The 14,739-nt window shown below is 73.9% G+C and carries 12 protein-coding genes; 9 read left to right on the plus strand and 3 right to left on the minus strand.

Going from position 1 to position 14,739, the window contains the following annotated elements; translation table 11 throughout:
* Positions 1 to 32: 32 nt before the first annotated feature.
* Positions 33 to 722 (minus strand): GntR family transcriptional regulator, encoded by a 690-nt coding sequence (locus AC4IJH_RS14415; RefSeq protein ID WP_490852054.1) that lies wholly within the window; start codon positions 720 to 722, stop codon positions 33 to 35.
* Positions 723 to 947: 225 nt separating this feature from the next.
* Here AC4IJH_RS14415 and AC4IJH_RS14420 point away from each other — a divergent pair, with 225 nt between their 5' ends.
* Both AC4IJH_RS14420 and fdhD read left to right on the plus strand, forming a co-directional pair.
* Positions 948 to 2,192 (plus strand): FAD-dependent monooxygenase, encoded by a 1,245-nt coding sequence (locus tag AC4IJH_RS14420; protein WP_490852055.1) that lies wholly within the window; start codon positions 948 to 950, stop codon positions 2,190 to 2,192.
* 149 nt (positions 2,193 to 2,341) lie between these two features.
* Entirely contained in the window at positions 2,342 to 3,235 is an 894-nt protein-coding gene (fdhD, locus tag AC4IJH_RS14425) for a formate dehydrogenase accessory sulfurtransferase FdhD (RefSeq protein ID WP_490852056.1), read from the plus strand.
* Between the two features lie 90 nt (positions 3,236 to 3,325).
* On the opposite strand, the gene AC4IJH_RS14430 is transcribed toward fdhD, so the two are convergent.
* Complete coding sequence (locus AC4IJH_RS14430) at positions 3,326 to 3,769, minus strand: MarR family winged helix-turn-helix transcriptional regulator (RefSeq protein WP_490852057.1); 444 nt, start codon at positions 3,767 to 3,769, stop codon at positions 3,326 to 3,328.
* A gap of 143 nt (positions 3,770 to 3,912) precedes the next feature.
* On the opposite strand from AC4IJH_RS14430, the gene AC4IJH_RS14435 reads away from it, so the two are divergent.
* The 4 genes from AC4IJH_RS14435 (at position 3,913) to AC4IJH_RS14450 (ending at position 9,038) form a co-directional block, all read left to right on the plus strand.
* Positions 3,913 to 4,863, plus strand: a complete 951-nt coding sequence (locus AC4IJH_RS14435; protein ID WP_490852058.1) for a quinone oxidoreductase family protein — start codon at positions 3,913 to 3,915, stop codon at positions 4,861 to 4,863.
* Between the two features lie 279 nt (positions 4,864 to 5,142).
* Positions 5,143 to 6,210: a hypothetical protein gene (locus AC4IJH_RS14440; protein ID WP_490852059.1), complete on the plus strand. Its 1,068-nt coding sequence runs from the start codon at positions 5,143 to 5,145 to the stop codon at positions 6,208 to 6,210.
* A gap of 188 nt (positions 6,211 to 6,398) precedes the next feature.
* Positions 6,399 to 8,342 (plus strand): exo-alpha-sialidase, encoded by a 1,944-nt coding sequence (locus AC4IJH_RS14445; RefSeq protein WP_490852060.1) that lies wholly within the window; start codon positions 6,399 to 6,401, stop codon positions 8,340 to 8,342.
* Positions 8,343 to 8,456: 114 nt separating this feature from the next.
* Entirely contained in the window at positions 8,457 to 9,038 is a 582-nt protein-coding gene (locus AC4IJH_RS14450; protein WP_490852061.1) for an SMI1/KNR4 family protein, read from the plus strand.
* A 138-nt stretch (positions 9,039 to 9,176) separates the two neighbouring features.
* On the opposite strand, the gene AC4IJH_RS14455 is transcribed toward AC4IJH_RS14450, so the two are convergent.
* Positions 9,177 to 10,241 carry a bile acid:sodium symporter family protein gene (locus AC4IJH_RS14455; RefSeq protein WP_490852062.1) on the minus strand — a complete coding sequence of 355 codons (1,065 nt, stop codon included), beginning with the start codon at positions 10,239 to 10,241 and terminating at the stop codon, positions 9,177 to 9,179.
* A 169-nt stretch (positions 10,242 to 10,410) separates the two neighbouring features.
* Here AC4IJH_RS14455 and AC4IJH_RS14460 point away from each other — a divergent pair, with 169 nt between their 5' ends.
* The 3 genes from AC4IJH_RS14460 (at position 10,411) to AC4IJH_RS14470 (ending at position 14,609) form a co-directional block, all read left to right on the plus strand.
* Positions 10,411 to 11,274: a LysR substrate-binding domain-containing protein gene (locus AC4IJH_RS14460; protein ID WP_490852063.1), complete on the plus strand. Its 864-nt coding sequence runs from the start codon at positions 10,411 to 10,413 to the stop codon at positions 11,272 to 11,274.
* 319 nt (positions 11,275 to 11,593) lie between these two features.
* Positions 11,594 to 13,420: an AMP-dependent synthetase/ligase gene (locus AC4IJH_RS14465; protein WP_490852064.1), complete on the plus strand. Its 1,827-nt coding sequence runs from the start codon at positions 11,594 to 11,596 to the stop codon at positions 13,418 to 13,420.
* A gap of 91 nt (positions 13,421 to 13,511) precedes the next feature.
* A complete protein-coding gene (locus AC4IJH_RS14470) occupies positions 13,512 to 14,609 on the plus strand; it encodes a hypothetical protein (protein ID WP_490852065.1) in 1,098 nt (365 codons plus the stop codon).
* The last annotated feature ends 130 nt before the right edge of the window (positions 14,610 to 14,739 follow it).

Genomic DNA, 14,739 nt, shown 5'->3' on the forward strand with positions numbered 1-14,739 from the left:
GGCCGTACGTGATCATCCGCGTCCCCTGCACATTACCCGGACTGCCCGGCTCCCTCACGCTCGTGATACGTGCGGCGGGTGTGCTCGGTGTGGGCCCGCATCAGCGCGGTGGCGCGCTGCTCGTCGCGGGCGCGGACGGCCTCGATCAGCTCGCGGTGCTCGATCCAGGACTGCTTGCCGCGTTGGCGCGCCACGGGGGTGTAGTACCAGCGCACCCGCCGTCCGACCTGGGCCGCCAGCCCCGCGAGGACGGTGTTGCCCGCCAACTCCATGATCGCGGCGTGGAATTCGGCGTTGGTGGCGACCGCGAGGTCCACGTCGTCGTCGGCGACCGCCTGCTCGCCCTTGGCGCACAGCTTCTCCAGCCGCGCGATGCCGTCCGCGCCCGCGTGGGCCGCCGCCAGCCGGGCGGCCTCGGCCTCCAGGAGGGTACGGACGCTCAGCAACTGGTCCGCCTCCTCCTCGGTGGGCTCGTGGACGAAGGCGCCCTGGGCCGGGCGCAGATCGACCCAGCCGTCGGTGTTGAGCCGCTGCAGCGCCTCGCGCACCGGCTGCCGGGAGACGCCCAGGTGGCCCGCCAGCTCGCTCTCCACCAGGTGCTGGCCGGGGCGCAGGGCGCGGGTGGTGATCAGCTCCAGCAGCGCTTCGTAGACGCGCTCGCGCAGCGGGCCGGGGCGTTCGAGCTTCGGGACGGCGCCCTGCGGCAGTCCTGCGGACAGCATCGTGGTCCCCTTCGGTCGGCGGCGAACGGACAGCGATTGGTTATCGTCTACAGTCTACCGGCCGTGATCGGCCGCACATCGGCCCGCCCGGTGATCCGGCTCACCCGGCGGCCCGGCCCGTACCCCGGTGCGGCCCGTCAACTCCTGAGAGAATGCCGCCCGTTGGGCAGCGTGCCGCCGTCGGCGCAGGCCGCCGGGGTGGCGTACGGGCAAAGGACGGGTCGTATGCATGGAGGCAGGGTCGCCGTCGTCGGCGGGAGCATCGCCGGATGTGCCGCCGCGCTGGCCGCGCACCGCGGCGGTGCCGAGGAGGTCACCGTCCACGAGCGCGCCACCGGGCGGCTGGAGGGCCGCGGGGTGGGCCTGGCCGTCCACAACGCCCGCTACGCCGAGCTGGAGGCGGCCGGGTACATGGACGCGGGGATGCCCTGGGTGCAGATGGACCGCCGCCACTGGTACGTACGCGACGGGGCCGCGCCGCTGGGGCGCCGGATCGCCGACATGCCCTTCCCCTTCCGCACCTACACCTGGGGTCCGCTGTGGCGGGAGCTGCGCGACCGGGTGCCGCAGAGCGTGCGGTTCCGGGAGGGGGTGACGGTCCGTACGGTCGAGAGCGGCCGGGACGGGGCCGCGCTCCGGCTCGACGGCGCGGACGGCGGCGCCGAGCGCTTCGACGTGGTCATCGGCGCCGACGGCTACCGCTCGGTGGTGCGCGAGGCGGCCTTCCCCGACGTACGGCCCCAGTACGCCGGCTATCTGGCCTGGCGCGGCGCCTTCCCCGAGGAGCGCCTGGACGAGCTGGACATCCCCGGTCTCACCGGCCGCCCGCAGGACGCCTGGGCCGTCGGCGCCTGTATCTACGCCGTCTTCCCCGGCGGCCATGTGATCCTCTACCGCATCCCGGACGGCCGCGGCGGCCGCCGCGCGAACTGGGTGCTCTACACCGCCCCTCCCCCGGACCTGGACCTGCGCCTGGAGACGCCCACCAGCCTGCCGCCCGGCACCCTCGGCGACGCGCTGCACGAGCGCTTCGCCCATGTCACCGGCGATCTGCTGCCGCCGTACTGGGGCGGCCTGATGCGGCTCACCCCGCGCGAGGAGGTCTTCATCCAGCCGATGTACGACTTCACCGCGCCGCACTACGCCATATCCGGGCGGCTGCTGCTGGCCGGTGACGCGGCCACCGTCGCCCGTCCGCACACCGGCGCGGGCGCGGTCAAGGCGCTCCAGGACGCCACGGCGCTGGAGGCCGCCTTCACGGCCTCGGCCCACTGGAGCGACGCGCTGGAGCGCTACGACGCCGAGCGGGCTCCGACCGGCCGCACCATGGTCGACCTGGGGCGGCGCCTGGGCTCCGCGCTGGTCCAGCAGACCCCCGACTGGAGCGCCCTGGACCAGGCCGGGGTGGAGGCGTGGTGGGGCAAGGCGGACGGCTCGGGGTCCTTCGGAGGGCGGGAGTTGGCCCGGTGAGGGGTGCGGCCGCCGTCCCGCGATCTCCCTGCGGGACAATGGCAATGCCCCGGTCACCGGGCCGGTGACCGGGGCGCCAAGGGCCGCTTGAGCCATCGATACACACGGCCGGGTCCGCACGGGACCGGGGCGGACGGGAGTGATCAGACATGGGACGGGTCACCGAGCGACGCCGCGTCATCCGCATCCGGGACGGCGTGGTCAGTGCCCGGCCCGACACCCTGGTCGCCGAGGAGCCGCTGGAGATCCGCCTCGGCGGCAGGCCCCTGGCCATCACCATGCGCACACCGGGGGACGACTTCGCGCTGGCGGCGGGGTTCCTGGTCAGCGAGGGGGTGCTGGGCAGCGCGCGGGAACTGGCCACCATCGTGTACTGCGCGGGGGCGACGGAGGGGGGCACCTCCCGCGCGAGCGGATTCGAGCGTGGGGGCGGCTCGAACACGTACAACGTGGTGGATGTGCAGCTGGCGCACGGCGTGCCCGTGCCCGACATCACCCTTGAGCGCAACGTCTACACCACCTCCTCCTGCGGGCTGTGCGGCAAGGCCAGCCTGGACGCGGTACGCACCACCACCCGCTTCCCGCTCGGCCGGGACACCTTCGCGGGCCCCATCGAGCCCGATGTGCTGGCCGCCCTCCCCGACCGGCTGCGGGCCGCCCAGCGCGTCTTCGACCGGACCGGGGGCCTGCACGCCGCCGCCCTGTTCAGCGCCGAGGGCGAACTGCTGGACCTGCGCGAGGACGTGGGCCGCCACAACGCCGTCGACAAGATCGTCGGGCGGGCCCTCCAGGACGGGCGGCTGCCGCTGTCGGACGCGATCCTGATGGTCTCGGGACGGGCCTCCTTCGAGCTGGCGCAGAAGGCGGTGATGGCCGGGATACCGGTCCTCGCCGCGGTCTCCGCCCCCTCCTCGCTCGCCGTCGACCTGGCCGCCGAGACCGGGCTGACCCTGGTCGGTTTTCTGCGCGGCTCGTCCATGAACGTGTACGCGGGCGAGCACCGCCTGGCGCTGCACGCGGCGGCGGGCGGCAGCGAGGGCTGACGAGCGGCGGGCGGCAGCAGGACCGGCCGGAAGCGGTGCGCGGCGAGGGCTGACCGGAAGCAGTGCGCGGCGAGGGCTGACCGGCAGCCGCTACCCCTCCGCCTCCACCACCTTCGCGAGCAGGGTCAGCAACTGCTCGCGCTCGGCGGGCGTCAGAGTGGCCGTCAGCTCGTCGTTGGCCTCGTCGCCCAGCTTCTGCGTACGCCGCAGCCTGCGCCTGCCCTCGGCCGAGATCTCAACGGCGTTCTTGCGCCGGTCCTTGGGGTCGGGGGTGCGGGTGACCAGCCCGTCGGCCTGGAGTTCGCCGACGACCGCGACCATGTCCTTGGGGTCGATGCCCGTGCCGCGGGCGAGCTCCGCCTGCGATACGGGCCCCAGCTCGGCGACGGCCGACAGCACCGCGTGGTGCATCATCCGCATCCCCTCACGGGCGAGCGCATCGGCGACGAGCCGGTGACCGCGGGCGGCCGCGCGGCCCAGCAGCCAGCTCGGGAGGGCGCGGATGCGGGCCGGTGCGTAAGGAGTCCGTTCCATGGGAGCAGCCTAGCCAAGAAACCATTGGACCTACCAATGAATCGGGGATATCGTTGGGGAACCCAATGAATTCGGCCGGTCCGGATTCGGCCCGTCCCCGTGCGCGGACGCGGCCCCACCCTGATTCCCGTGGAGGTGTGCCCATGCGGCGAGTCCGGTTCTACGAGTACGGCGCCCCGGACGTGCTCCGTCTGGAGGAGGCGCAGATCCCCGAGCCCGCGGCGAACGAACTGCTGCTGCGCACCGAGGCGATCGGGGTGAGCCTGCCGTCCGTACGCAAGGTGCGCGGGGACGGCGACGGCGGCGGGGTGCCGCTGCCCTCGACACTCGGCGGCGAAGTGGCGGGCGAGGTCGTCGCCGTCGGGGCGGAGGTCACCGGCTTCGCGGTCGGCGAGCGGGTCACCGGCCTGAGCTTCACCGGCTCCTACGCCGACTACGTCACCGTCCCCGCCTTCGTCGCCTCCCGCGTCCCCGAGGGGGCCGGCTGCCTCCAGGCCGTCGCGCTGGTGCGCGGCGGTCAGGTGGCCTGCGCGGCGCTGGCCACCGCCGCCCCCTCGGCCGGCGAATCGGTCCTGATCACCGGCGCGGCCAGCGCCACCGGCCACCTCGCGGTCCAACTGGCCAAGATCCGGGGCGTGTCGAGAGTGGTCGCGGCCGTCGGCCCGCAACAGGCCGACGCCAAGCGGGAGTTCCTGTACGGGCTGGGCGCCGACGAGGTGGTGACGTACGAGGAGGAGTCCTGGGGCAAGCCGGTGGACGTCGTACTGGACGGCGTCGGCGGGGATCTGCTGCCGCGCGCGCTGGCCGCCCTCGCCCCCGGAGGACGGCTGATCTTCTTCAACTCCGGGGGCGGTACGGTGCCCGCCTTCGACCTCCTGGCGGGTTCGAAGACCATCACCGGGCTCACGATGGCGCGCTTCTCCACCGTCCACCGTCAGCTGTACGACCGGCACGGCGAGCAGCTGTGGGAGTACGCGCTGTCCGGGCGGTTGCGGGCGGCGGTGCACGCGCAGCTGCCGCTCGCGCAGGCGGCGCGGGCGCACGGGATCATCGAGGCGCGCGCCAACCTGGGCAAGGTCGTGCTGCGGCCGTGACGCTCCGCCGGGGGGTGCGGTCGTGCCACCGCGGGCCGGTGGGGGCCGGTCGCGCCCAGGCGGCTGAGCCGTATATCGACGCAGCCCCGCGCCCCTTACGGGGCTCGGAAATGCGCCCGACGTCGACGAGCCCGCTGAAGGCACGGGCTCTGAGCTGTTCGCGTGCATCTTGGTGGCCCGCCGAGCCGTGCGTCACGTCGCGACGCCCGCGTGGCCCCGTCACGTTCGATCATCTTCCGCAACGCGGCGGCGCGTGCCGGCGCAGACACGGAGACGAGGGTGGTCATGGAGTACGGCGGGCACGAGGGACGGCCGGAGCGGGCGGCGGAGGCGGCGGCGCTGTCGCGGCCAGGAGGGCGGCGGGCGCGGGTGCGGGGATCGGTGCGGACCATGGTGGTCGCGTCCGCCGCCGCGGCCCTGCTGGCGCCGGGGCCCGCCGCGGCGACGGCTGAGGCGCCCGTCGCCGTACCCGTCGAGGCCGGGCGCGGCGGCCTGGACGACCCGAAGGACGGCACGGACGGGAAGGACGGCAAGGACGGGTCGAACGGTACCGACGGGATGGACGGCAGCGACGGGAAGGACGGGACCAACGGATCGGATGGATCGGATGGAACCGATGGGTCGGACGGCTCCGACGGCTCCGACGGCAAGGACGGATCGCGAGGGACTGATGGATCCGATGGGTCCGACGGCTCCGACGGTTCGGACGGTTCCGACGGCTCGGACGGGGCGCGTGGGTCGGACGGCTCCGACGGGTCGGACGGCTCCGACGGCATGGACGGCAACGACGGCATGGACGGAACCGACGGCATGGACGGCAAGGACGGCCGGCCGGGAGCCGCGGGGCCGCCCGGTCCTTCCGGGCCCGCGGGGCCGCGGGGCGCGGCCGGGCAGAACGGCACCTCCGCCATCAGCGGCCGGGAGTTCTGGAACTTCGCCGAGAACTGGCAGGCGTTCTACGACCGGATGACTCCTGAGGAGCGCCGCCGCTGGGCGGATCTGATGGGCCAGTGGCTGCCGCCGGGCGCCACCGCCCTCACCAAGTCCCAGTCCACCACCACCCCGTCCGACACATCCGACGCCTCCACCACCTCGGACACCACGAGCAGCACCGACACCTCCAGCACAGCTGAATCGACCACCCCTTCCGCCACCACGAACACCCCCGCCGCCCGTGACACCACCCGTCCGCCCAGCCGCCGGGACACCCTGGCGGGCCAGCTCGCCGGGACCGGCACCCCCGGTTCCCGGCTCGCCCTTCTCGGCGCCGGTGCCGGTCTGCTGCTGCTCCTGGGCGCCGTACTCGTCATCCGGGCGCGCCGGGGCCGCCGCTCGCCCGGCGCGTGAGCGCGTTCCGGCCCGGCGGCGCATTCCGGCCGCGCGGCGAATTCCGGCCCCGTACGGAGAAGTGACGCAGGTGCCTTGTGGCGATGCGCGGGAGGCCAGTAGCTTCCTGCGCACCACGCCTGGGACGTGGGATGTCCGGACTACCCGGAGCCGGGGTCTGCCCGGTGCCCCGGAGGACAGGGCGGACCATGACGTCACTTCTGCGCGCGCTGCGGCTGCGCACCAGCCCCCGTACGACACTCCCGCTGCCGCTCCTGCTCTGCCTCGGCCTGCTGCTCACCCTCGCCCACGCCGCCCCCGCTCCTCGCCAACCACCCACTCCTGAGCCGGAGTTCGAGCAGCAGGTGCTGTTCAAGGCCGCGTACGAGCGCGGGTACGCCTGCTTCCGCATCCCCGCCGTCGTACGGACCACCCGTGGCACCCTGCTGGCGTTCGCCGAGGGACGGGTGCGCGACTGCAGTGACGCGGGGGACATCGACCTCGTACTGAAGCGCTCCTGGGACGGGGGCCGTACCTGGGGGCCCTTGCAGGTCGTGAACGAGGGCGGGGGCGACACCCACGGGAATCCGGCGCCCGTCGTGGACCGGCGCACGGGGCGGGTGGTGCTGGCCGAGACGTACAACGAGGGCCGCACCGACGGCCGCAACTGTGATGTGCCCTGTGAGCGCACCCCGCACCTCCAGTACAGCGACGACGACGGCGCGACCTGGTCGGCGCCGCGCGAGCTGACCGCGCAGATCCGTCCGGCGCACTGGAACTCCTGGTACGCGACGGGGCCTGTGCACGGCATCCAGCTGCGCCGCGGGCGGCACGCGGGCCGCCTCGTCCTGGGCGTCAACGCCGAGAGCTACGCGGGCGGCCGGGTCACCGCCAACCACGCGGCGCTGGTGCACAGCGACGACGGGGGCGAGACCTGGCGCATCGGCGCGCTGGACAGCTGGCCGATCGCCGCTGACGGCACCTTCCGCCAGAAGCCGTCCGAACTGACGCTGCTGGAGCGGCGGGACGGCTCGGTGTACGTCAACGGCCGGGAGCAGGACGGCACGGACCTGGGGCACCGCACCGCGGCCGTGAGCCGGGACGGCGGGGACTCCTTCGCCGCGCCCTTCCGCGCGCTGCCCGCCCTGTATACGCCGATGGTGCAGGGCTCGGTGCTGCGGCTGCCCTCGGGCGCCGCGGGCGGCTCCTCCCGGCTGCTGTTCGCCGCGCCCGCCGACCCGGACCGGCGGCGCACCATGACCGTGCGGTCCTCCTACGACGAGGGCCGCACCTGGGAGGGGGCCGACCGCGGCGCCCGGGTCACCGCCGACTGGTCCGGCTACTCGGATCTGGTCGGTATAGAGCGGGAGGTGACCGGGCTGCTGTACGAGGGCGGGGCGGTGGACGCGCGGGACGAGATACGGTTCGCGCGCTTCACCGAGCGGTGGCTGGGCCCGCGCCGCGGCCCCGACCCCGCGACGCCGGACCTCGCGCCGGGCGCCCGCCCCGCGCTCGTCCTGGGCGGCGCCCGCCCCACCGACGGCCGGCACGCAGGCGCGCTGTCCTTCGACGGCGCCGACGACGCGGTACGCCTGCCGCACCGCGCCTCGCTGCCGCTGGGCTCAAGGGACTTCACCTGCAGCCTCTTCTTCCGCTACACCGCCACGTCCGGCGAGCAGCCCCTTTTGTGGATGGGCGGGGTGGGCGTCAGGTCGCCGCAGGTGGCGCTGCGCGGCGATCCGGCGGCGGGCAGGATCAGCGCCCACATCACCGCGCTGAGCGGCCCCGGTCCCGCCGCCACGGCGCAGGTGCACGCGGCGGGCGCGTACAACGACGGGCGGTGGCACCATCTGGCGCTGCGCCGCTCCGGCGGGCGTCTGACCCTGACCGTCGACGGCACGGCGCGGGCCACGGCCCCCGACGTCCCGGGCTCCGTCAGCCGCACCTCGGTCTTCGGCGTCCACCTGGGGCAGCGGGTGGACAGCCGGACGCAGTTGACCGGCGCGCTGGACGACGTACGGGTCTACGGGCGCGCGCTGGAGGAGGCGGAGCTGGAGCGCGTACGCGACGGCGAACCGGTGCGCGGGCGGCCCGTGCTGCATCTGCCCCTGGATAGCGTCCGCCGCCCCGCTCCCCCGCCTGCCCGGCCCTGATCCGCTGCGCGGGCCGCCCGGCCGGAGGGACATGACGGACACAGTGCGCGGGACAAGACAGGCTGCTGGCGGCGTGATCGGGGTTGTCAGTGGTCGGTGGTACCAATGAGCCTTATGGAGACCGAACTTGCCGACCCGGACGACCTGGCCTCACTGCGCGAGGCGTTCGAACCGTCCGTGTGCGCGCCGCCGTTGGGGTGGGCGGCGGTGCGTGCCTTCGAAGCGGAGCAGCGGGTGCGGCTGCCCGAGCCGTACCGCACCTTCGTCGCGGAGATCGCCGACGGCTGCACGGCCGGGCCTCCGCAGTACGGGCTGATAGCGGCGGCCGAGCTGCCCGCCGACTGGGCGGACGACGGCGCGGACGCCGCGGCGCGGGATCTGGCCGCGCCCTTCCCGCTGACGGAGATCTGGCAGTGGGCCGAGGACCCGCGCCCGGAGGACGCGACGGGACCTCAGCTGGCGCCGGTCTTCGACCACGGCACGGTGGTGCTGGGCACGGACGGCTACAGCATGTGCTGGCATCTGGTCGTCACCGGTGCGCACCGCGGCCACATCTGGTGGGTGACGGGCGAGGGCGCGGCCCCGTTCGGAGCGCCCTTCGGCCATACGACGGCCGAGCCGGGGTTCGCGGGGTGGGTGCGGCACTGGGCGGCGGGCAAGCCGTGGTTCGACATCGGGGAGACGAAGATCGGCTGACGGCGGGGGCGAGGACCCGCCCTTGGCGGCCTCGCCGAAGCCCGGTGCGGTGTGGCCGTGTCCCACAGGCGCGCGGGGAGCTGCGCGACGGGCCACGGCGTCGCCGCGGACGACACACCGCACGGTCCGGCGGAGCGCTCAGCGCGTGGCCGGTGTGGCAGGGGGAGTTGGGGTGGAAGGAGCGGACGGCTCCGGCGAGGTGGCGTCCCCGGGAAGCGGAGCATCCGCGTCCGCGCGCGCCGCATACCGCTTGGACAGGACCGCGCAGACCATCAGCTGCATCTGGTGGAAGAGCATCAGCGGCAGCACCGCCAGGCTCGCCTCGGCGCCGAAGAGGACGGTGGCCATGGGGAGTCCGGCGGCCAGGCTCTTCTTCGAGCCGCAGAAGATGATCGCGATACGGTCCGCGCGGCCGAAGCCGAGCCTGCGCGAGCCGAAGGAGGTCAGGCTCAGCATCAGCGCCAGCAGGACGGCCTCCACGCCCACCAGCGACAGCAGCCGCCAGGGCGAGACCTGGTGCCAGCTGCCCTCGACCACACCGGTGCTGAACGCGCTGTAGACGACCAGCAGGATCGAGCCCCGGTCGACGTACCCGAGGACCTTCTTGTGGCGGACGAGGAAGCCCGCGATCCAGCGTCGCAGCACCTGCCCCGCCAGGAAGGGGACCAGGAGCTGCACAACAATGGAGAGCAGGGAGCCCGCCGAGAAGCCACCGCCGTCGCCGCCCAGCACCAGCGCCGCCAGCAGCGGGGTGAGCACGATGCCCACGATGCTGGAGAAGGACCCGGCGCAGATCGCCGCCGCCACATTGCCGCGGGCGATGGAGGTGAAGGCGATGGAGGACTGGATGGTGGAGGGGACCAGGCACAAGAAGAGCAGGCCCGTGTAGAGGGAGGGCGTCAGGACGTACGGCACCAGCCCGCGGGCCGCCAGGCCCAGCAGCGGAAAGAGGACGAACGTACAGGCCAGGACGGTCAGATGGAGACGCCAGTGGCGCAGCCCGTCCATCGCCTCGCGGGTGGACAGGCGCGCTCCGTACAGGAAGAACAGCAGCGAGACCGCTGTGGTGGAGGCGCCGTCGGCGACGGGGGCGGCCTGGCCCCTGGCGGGCAGCAGCGCGGCCAGGGCGACCGTGCCCACCAGGGCGAGGATGTATCCGTCCACGGGGAGCCAGGAGGGGAGCTTGAGCTGGGGGCGGCGCATGGTCTCTCTATCGGTAGCGGTCGCCGTCGGCGGACGGCGAGCGGCGGCTCTCGGGCTGCGGCATGGACGGTGCCCTCTCCAGCATGCCCGCGATCAGCGTGATCGGAAAGACCGCTGACCGTGGTGACTGCTATCGCGAAGCGTGATGAGCGGCGATACAGTGTCAGCCGTGTTCGACCCCGTACAGCTGCGGACGTTCCTCGCCGTGGCGCAGACGCTGAGCTTCACGCAGGCCGCGCAGCGCCTGGGTCTGCGCCAGTCCACGGTGAGCCAGCATGTGCGCAAGCTGGAGGAGAGCGCCGGGCGGCGGCTGTTCGCCCGCGACACCCACGGTGTGGACCTGACCGAGGACGGCGAGGCGATGCTCGGCTTCGCGCGCACGATCCTGGAGGCCAACGAGCGGGCCGCGGGGTTCTTCGCGGGCACCCGGCTGCGCGGCCGGCTGCGCTTCGGCGCGTCGGAGGACTTCGTCCTGACGCGGATGCCGGAGGTGCTGGCGGGCTTCCGGCGCGATCACCCCGAGGTCGACCTGGAGCTGACGGTCGAGCTGTCCGGCACGCTGCACGAACTCCTGGCCGCCGGGCGGCTGGATCTGGTCCTGGCCAAGCACCGCCCCGGGCAGCCGCGCGGCCGGCTCGTCCGGCGGGACAAGCTGGTGTGGATCGGCAGCGAGCGGCTGCGGCTGGACGGGCAGCGGCCCGTCCCGCTGGTGCTCTTCCCCGCGCCCGCCGTGACCAGGGCGCGGGCCCTGGAGGCCCTGGAGGAGCAGGGGCTGGCGTGGCGCATCGCCTGTACGAGCGCGAGCCTGAACGGGCTGATCGCCGCGACCCGGGCGGGCCTGGGCGTCATGCCGCACTCCCTGGGCATGATCCCGCCCGGCCTGGTGCGGCTGCCGTCCAGGGCGGGGCTGCCGGAGCTGGGCGGCGTGGAGTTCGTGCTGCTGTACGGCCGGCGCGCGGGCCCGGCACGGGGCCCGGCGGAGGCGCTGGCCGAGGCGATCCTGGCGGGCGGCGACCGGCTCCAGCTGCCCTGAAGCCGTCGCGGGAGCGCGCCAGCGGGCCCCGCATCACCGGGTGTTCAGCGGGAATCCCGCCGGGCGGCGGTGGGCCGCCATCCGGGCACCGATGCGACTCGGAGGGATTCGGAGAGATTCGGTGCAGATACGGTCCCGGCACGGTGATCATTCGATGCCGTTTCGCCCCGTTCATGTCCGAGATTCTCCGAACTGGCCCGCTTTCGCCCGATGTTGGTAGCGGTGGACACCAGTTCGCGCGCCGGTACGCCCCTCCCGCACCCCGTCCCGTTGGGGTACGGTCACGGCCCTGTGCGGAGCACCACGAGGAGCTGGGTCATTGCGCGAGTTCACCGTCCCTCCTTTGGCGACGGCGCCCCGGGTCGGCGGGCTGGCGGACGCCGTCTACGACCATGCCGACGCCGAGCCGGGACGGATCGCGCTGGCCCGCAAGGACGCGGACGGCACCTGGCAGGACGTGACGGCGGCGCGGTTCCGCGACGAGGTGATGGCGCTCGCCAAGGGCCTGCTCGCCCAGGGCGTCCGCTTCGGCGACCGGGTCGGGATCATGTCCCGTACGCGCTACGAGTGGACGCTGTTCGACTTCGCGCTGTGGTCCATCGGCGCCCAGCCCGTACCGCTGTACCCCACCTCCTCGGCCGAGCAGGTCTTCTGGATGCTGCACGACGCGGCCGTCTCCGCCTGCGTGGTCGAGCACGAGGACCACGCGATGACCGTCGGCTCGGTCATCGACCGGCTGCCCCAACTGGCCCGCCTGTGGCAGCTGGACGCCGACCCGGTGGCCGAACTGACCGCCGCGGGCGCCCATCTGGAGGACGACGTGGTGCACCGCCACCGCATGGCGGTCACCCCGGACGCGCCCGCCACCGTCATCTACACCTCCGGCACCACGGGCCGCCCCAAGGGCTGTGTGATCACCCACGCCAACTTCATGGCCGAGGCCGACAATGTCGTCCAGCGCTACGAGAGCGTCTTCCACTCCCGGCCCGGCGACGAGGCCGCCACCCTGCTCTTCCTGCCGCTGGCACACGTCTTCGGGCGGATGGTGCAGGTCGCCGCGGTCCGCGGCAAGGTGAAGCTGGCCCACCAGCCCGACCTGAGCGCCACGGCCCTGCTGCCCGACCTGAGGTCCTTCCGGCCCACCTTCGTGCTGGCGGTCCCCTACATCTTCGAGAAGGTCTTCGCGGCGGCCCGGCGCAAGGCCGAGTCGGAGGGCAGGGCGGGCCCGTTCGACAAGGCCGTGGACGTCGCGGTCCGCTACGCCGAGGCGCTGGAGCACAAGGCGTTCGGCACCGCGGCAGGGCCCAGCGCCCCGCTGCGCATGCAGCACCAGGTCTTCGACAAGCTCGTCTACAGCAAGGTCCGCGAGGCGCTGGGCGGCCGGGTGCGGCACGCCATGTCGGGCGGCTCGGCGATGGAGCGGCGGCTGGGGCTGTTCTTCGCCGGCGCGGGCGTGACGATCTTCGAGGGGTACGGCCTGACGGAGTCCACCGCCGCCGTCACCGCCAACCCGCCCGAGCGCACCCGCTTCGGCACGGTCGGCACCCCCGTCCCCGGCACCACCGTCCGCCTCGCCGAGGACGGCGAGATCTGGCTGCACGGCGGCCAGATATTCCAGGGCTACCTCAACGACGCCAAGGCCACCGACGCCGTGCTGCGCGACGGCTGGCTGGCCACCGGCGACCTGGGCGCGCTGGACGAGGACGGCTATCTGACCATCACGGGCCGCAAGAAGGAGGTCCTGGTGACCTCCGGCGGCAAGACGCTCTCGCCGGTGGCCCTGGAGGAGCGGGTACGGGCGCACCCGCTGGTCGCGCAGTGCGTCGTCGTCGGCAACGACCGCCCGTACGTGGCCGCGCTGGTGACGCTGGACCCCGAGGCGGTGGCGCACTGGCTGACGATGCGCGGCAAACCGGAGCTGCCGGCCACCGACCTGGTCCGCGACCCCGATCTGGAGACGGAGATCCGGCGGGCCGTGGTGGCCGCCAACACCCTGGTCTCCCAGGCCGAGTCGATCCGTACCTTCCGGATACTGGCCCACCAGTTCAGCGAGGAGCAGGGGCTGCTCACGCCCTCCCTCAAGCTCAAGCGCAAGGCGATCGAGGCGGCGTACGCGGCCGAGGTGGACGCCCTGTATCTGACCTGAGCGCGCTCGGGCCGGGCCTCCCCCGTGCGGCGGAGGCGGTTACGCCGCAGGCAGGAGGCGGTGGGCGGGGCCCGCGCGAAGACTTCTGGGCATGGACATTCTCGATCGCCCGGCGGCCCCGGCCGGCCCGCGCGCGCCCAAGGCGCCGGCAGCGCCCGCCCCGCAGCCCCCGGCCCGCTCCCGGCGGCTGCGGCTGCTGGGCCGGATCGCCGTCGTGGCCTGCGCGCCCTACCTGGCGCTGAAGCTGGCGTGGGTGCTGGGCTGGAACGTCGGCGTCGTGGACGAGGCGGCCGTGCCGCGCGGCACCTGGATCGCGGCCAACGCCGTGACCTTCCTGATGGACGCGATCGCCGCGGTCGTCGCGCACACCCTGACCCGCCCCGCCGGGCTGCGGGCCCCGGCCTGGCTGCTGCTCCTGCCGCTGTGGACGGCCTCCGGGCTGCTGCTGCCGCTGATGGTCTCGGTGCCCGCCGGAGCCCTCGCCTCGGCGCTCACCGGCGCGGCGAACCCGATGCTTGCGGGCGACTTCCTTCAGCCCTGGGTCTTCCTGGTGGTCTACGGCGGGTTCATCGTGGAGGGCATCACGCTGCTGGGCGCCTTCGCGGTGTACGCGCACCAGCGCTGGGGCGCCGTACTGCGCCGGCCGGTGAGCGAACTGCCGGACACCGGCACCCGTACGCTGCAGCGCGTCTTCCTGCTCCCCTCGGCGGCCGTCCTCGCCGCCGTGGGCGTGCTGAAACTGCTGTGGGGCGCGGGTTCGACGCTGGGCCTTCAGGCCGGGCAGGCGGACAAGAACATCGTCCAGAGCATGGGCGACCTGGTCGCGGGTCTGATGGCGCCGGCGGCCGCCGCGGGGCTGCTCCTGCTGCTCTTCCCCGGCCTGGCCCGCTCCCTGGCACCGCGCCTGCGCGCCCGGGTGCCCATCGCGCTGGCCTGGGCGGGCGGCGCGAGCGCCTTCGCCTGGGGCGGCACCCTGTGGCTGGCCTGGACCGTGTCGGACGCCCTGGCCGGTCTCGGCTCCACCCGCGCGGACACCCAAGGTCTGCCGGGCATCACCGGACTGCTGGAGCTGCTCGCCGGGCTGGCCGTCCTGTGCGCCGGGGCCTTCGCCCTGGCCGAACAGCACGCCCGGGCCCGTACCGAGGCACCCCCGCACCCCGAGGACCTGGCCGCGGCGCACCCGCACTGAACCGCGGCCGCAGCGCACCCACGGCCCGCGCGCAACCGATTCAGCTCTGGGCAAACATGCGCGGGAATGCGCCATGCCTGATGATCGTTGGCACTGGAGAACCTGTACGCCGACCTAAGGATCGATTCCC

The organism is Streptomyces sp. UF-297, assembly GCF_058245575.1.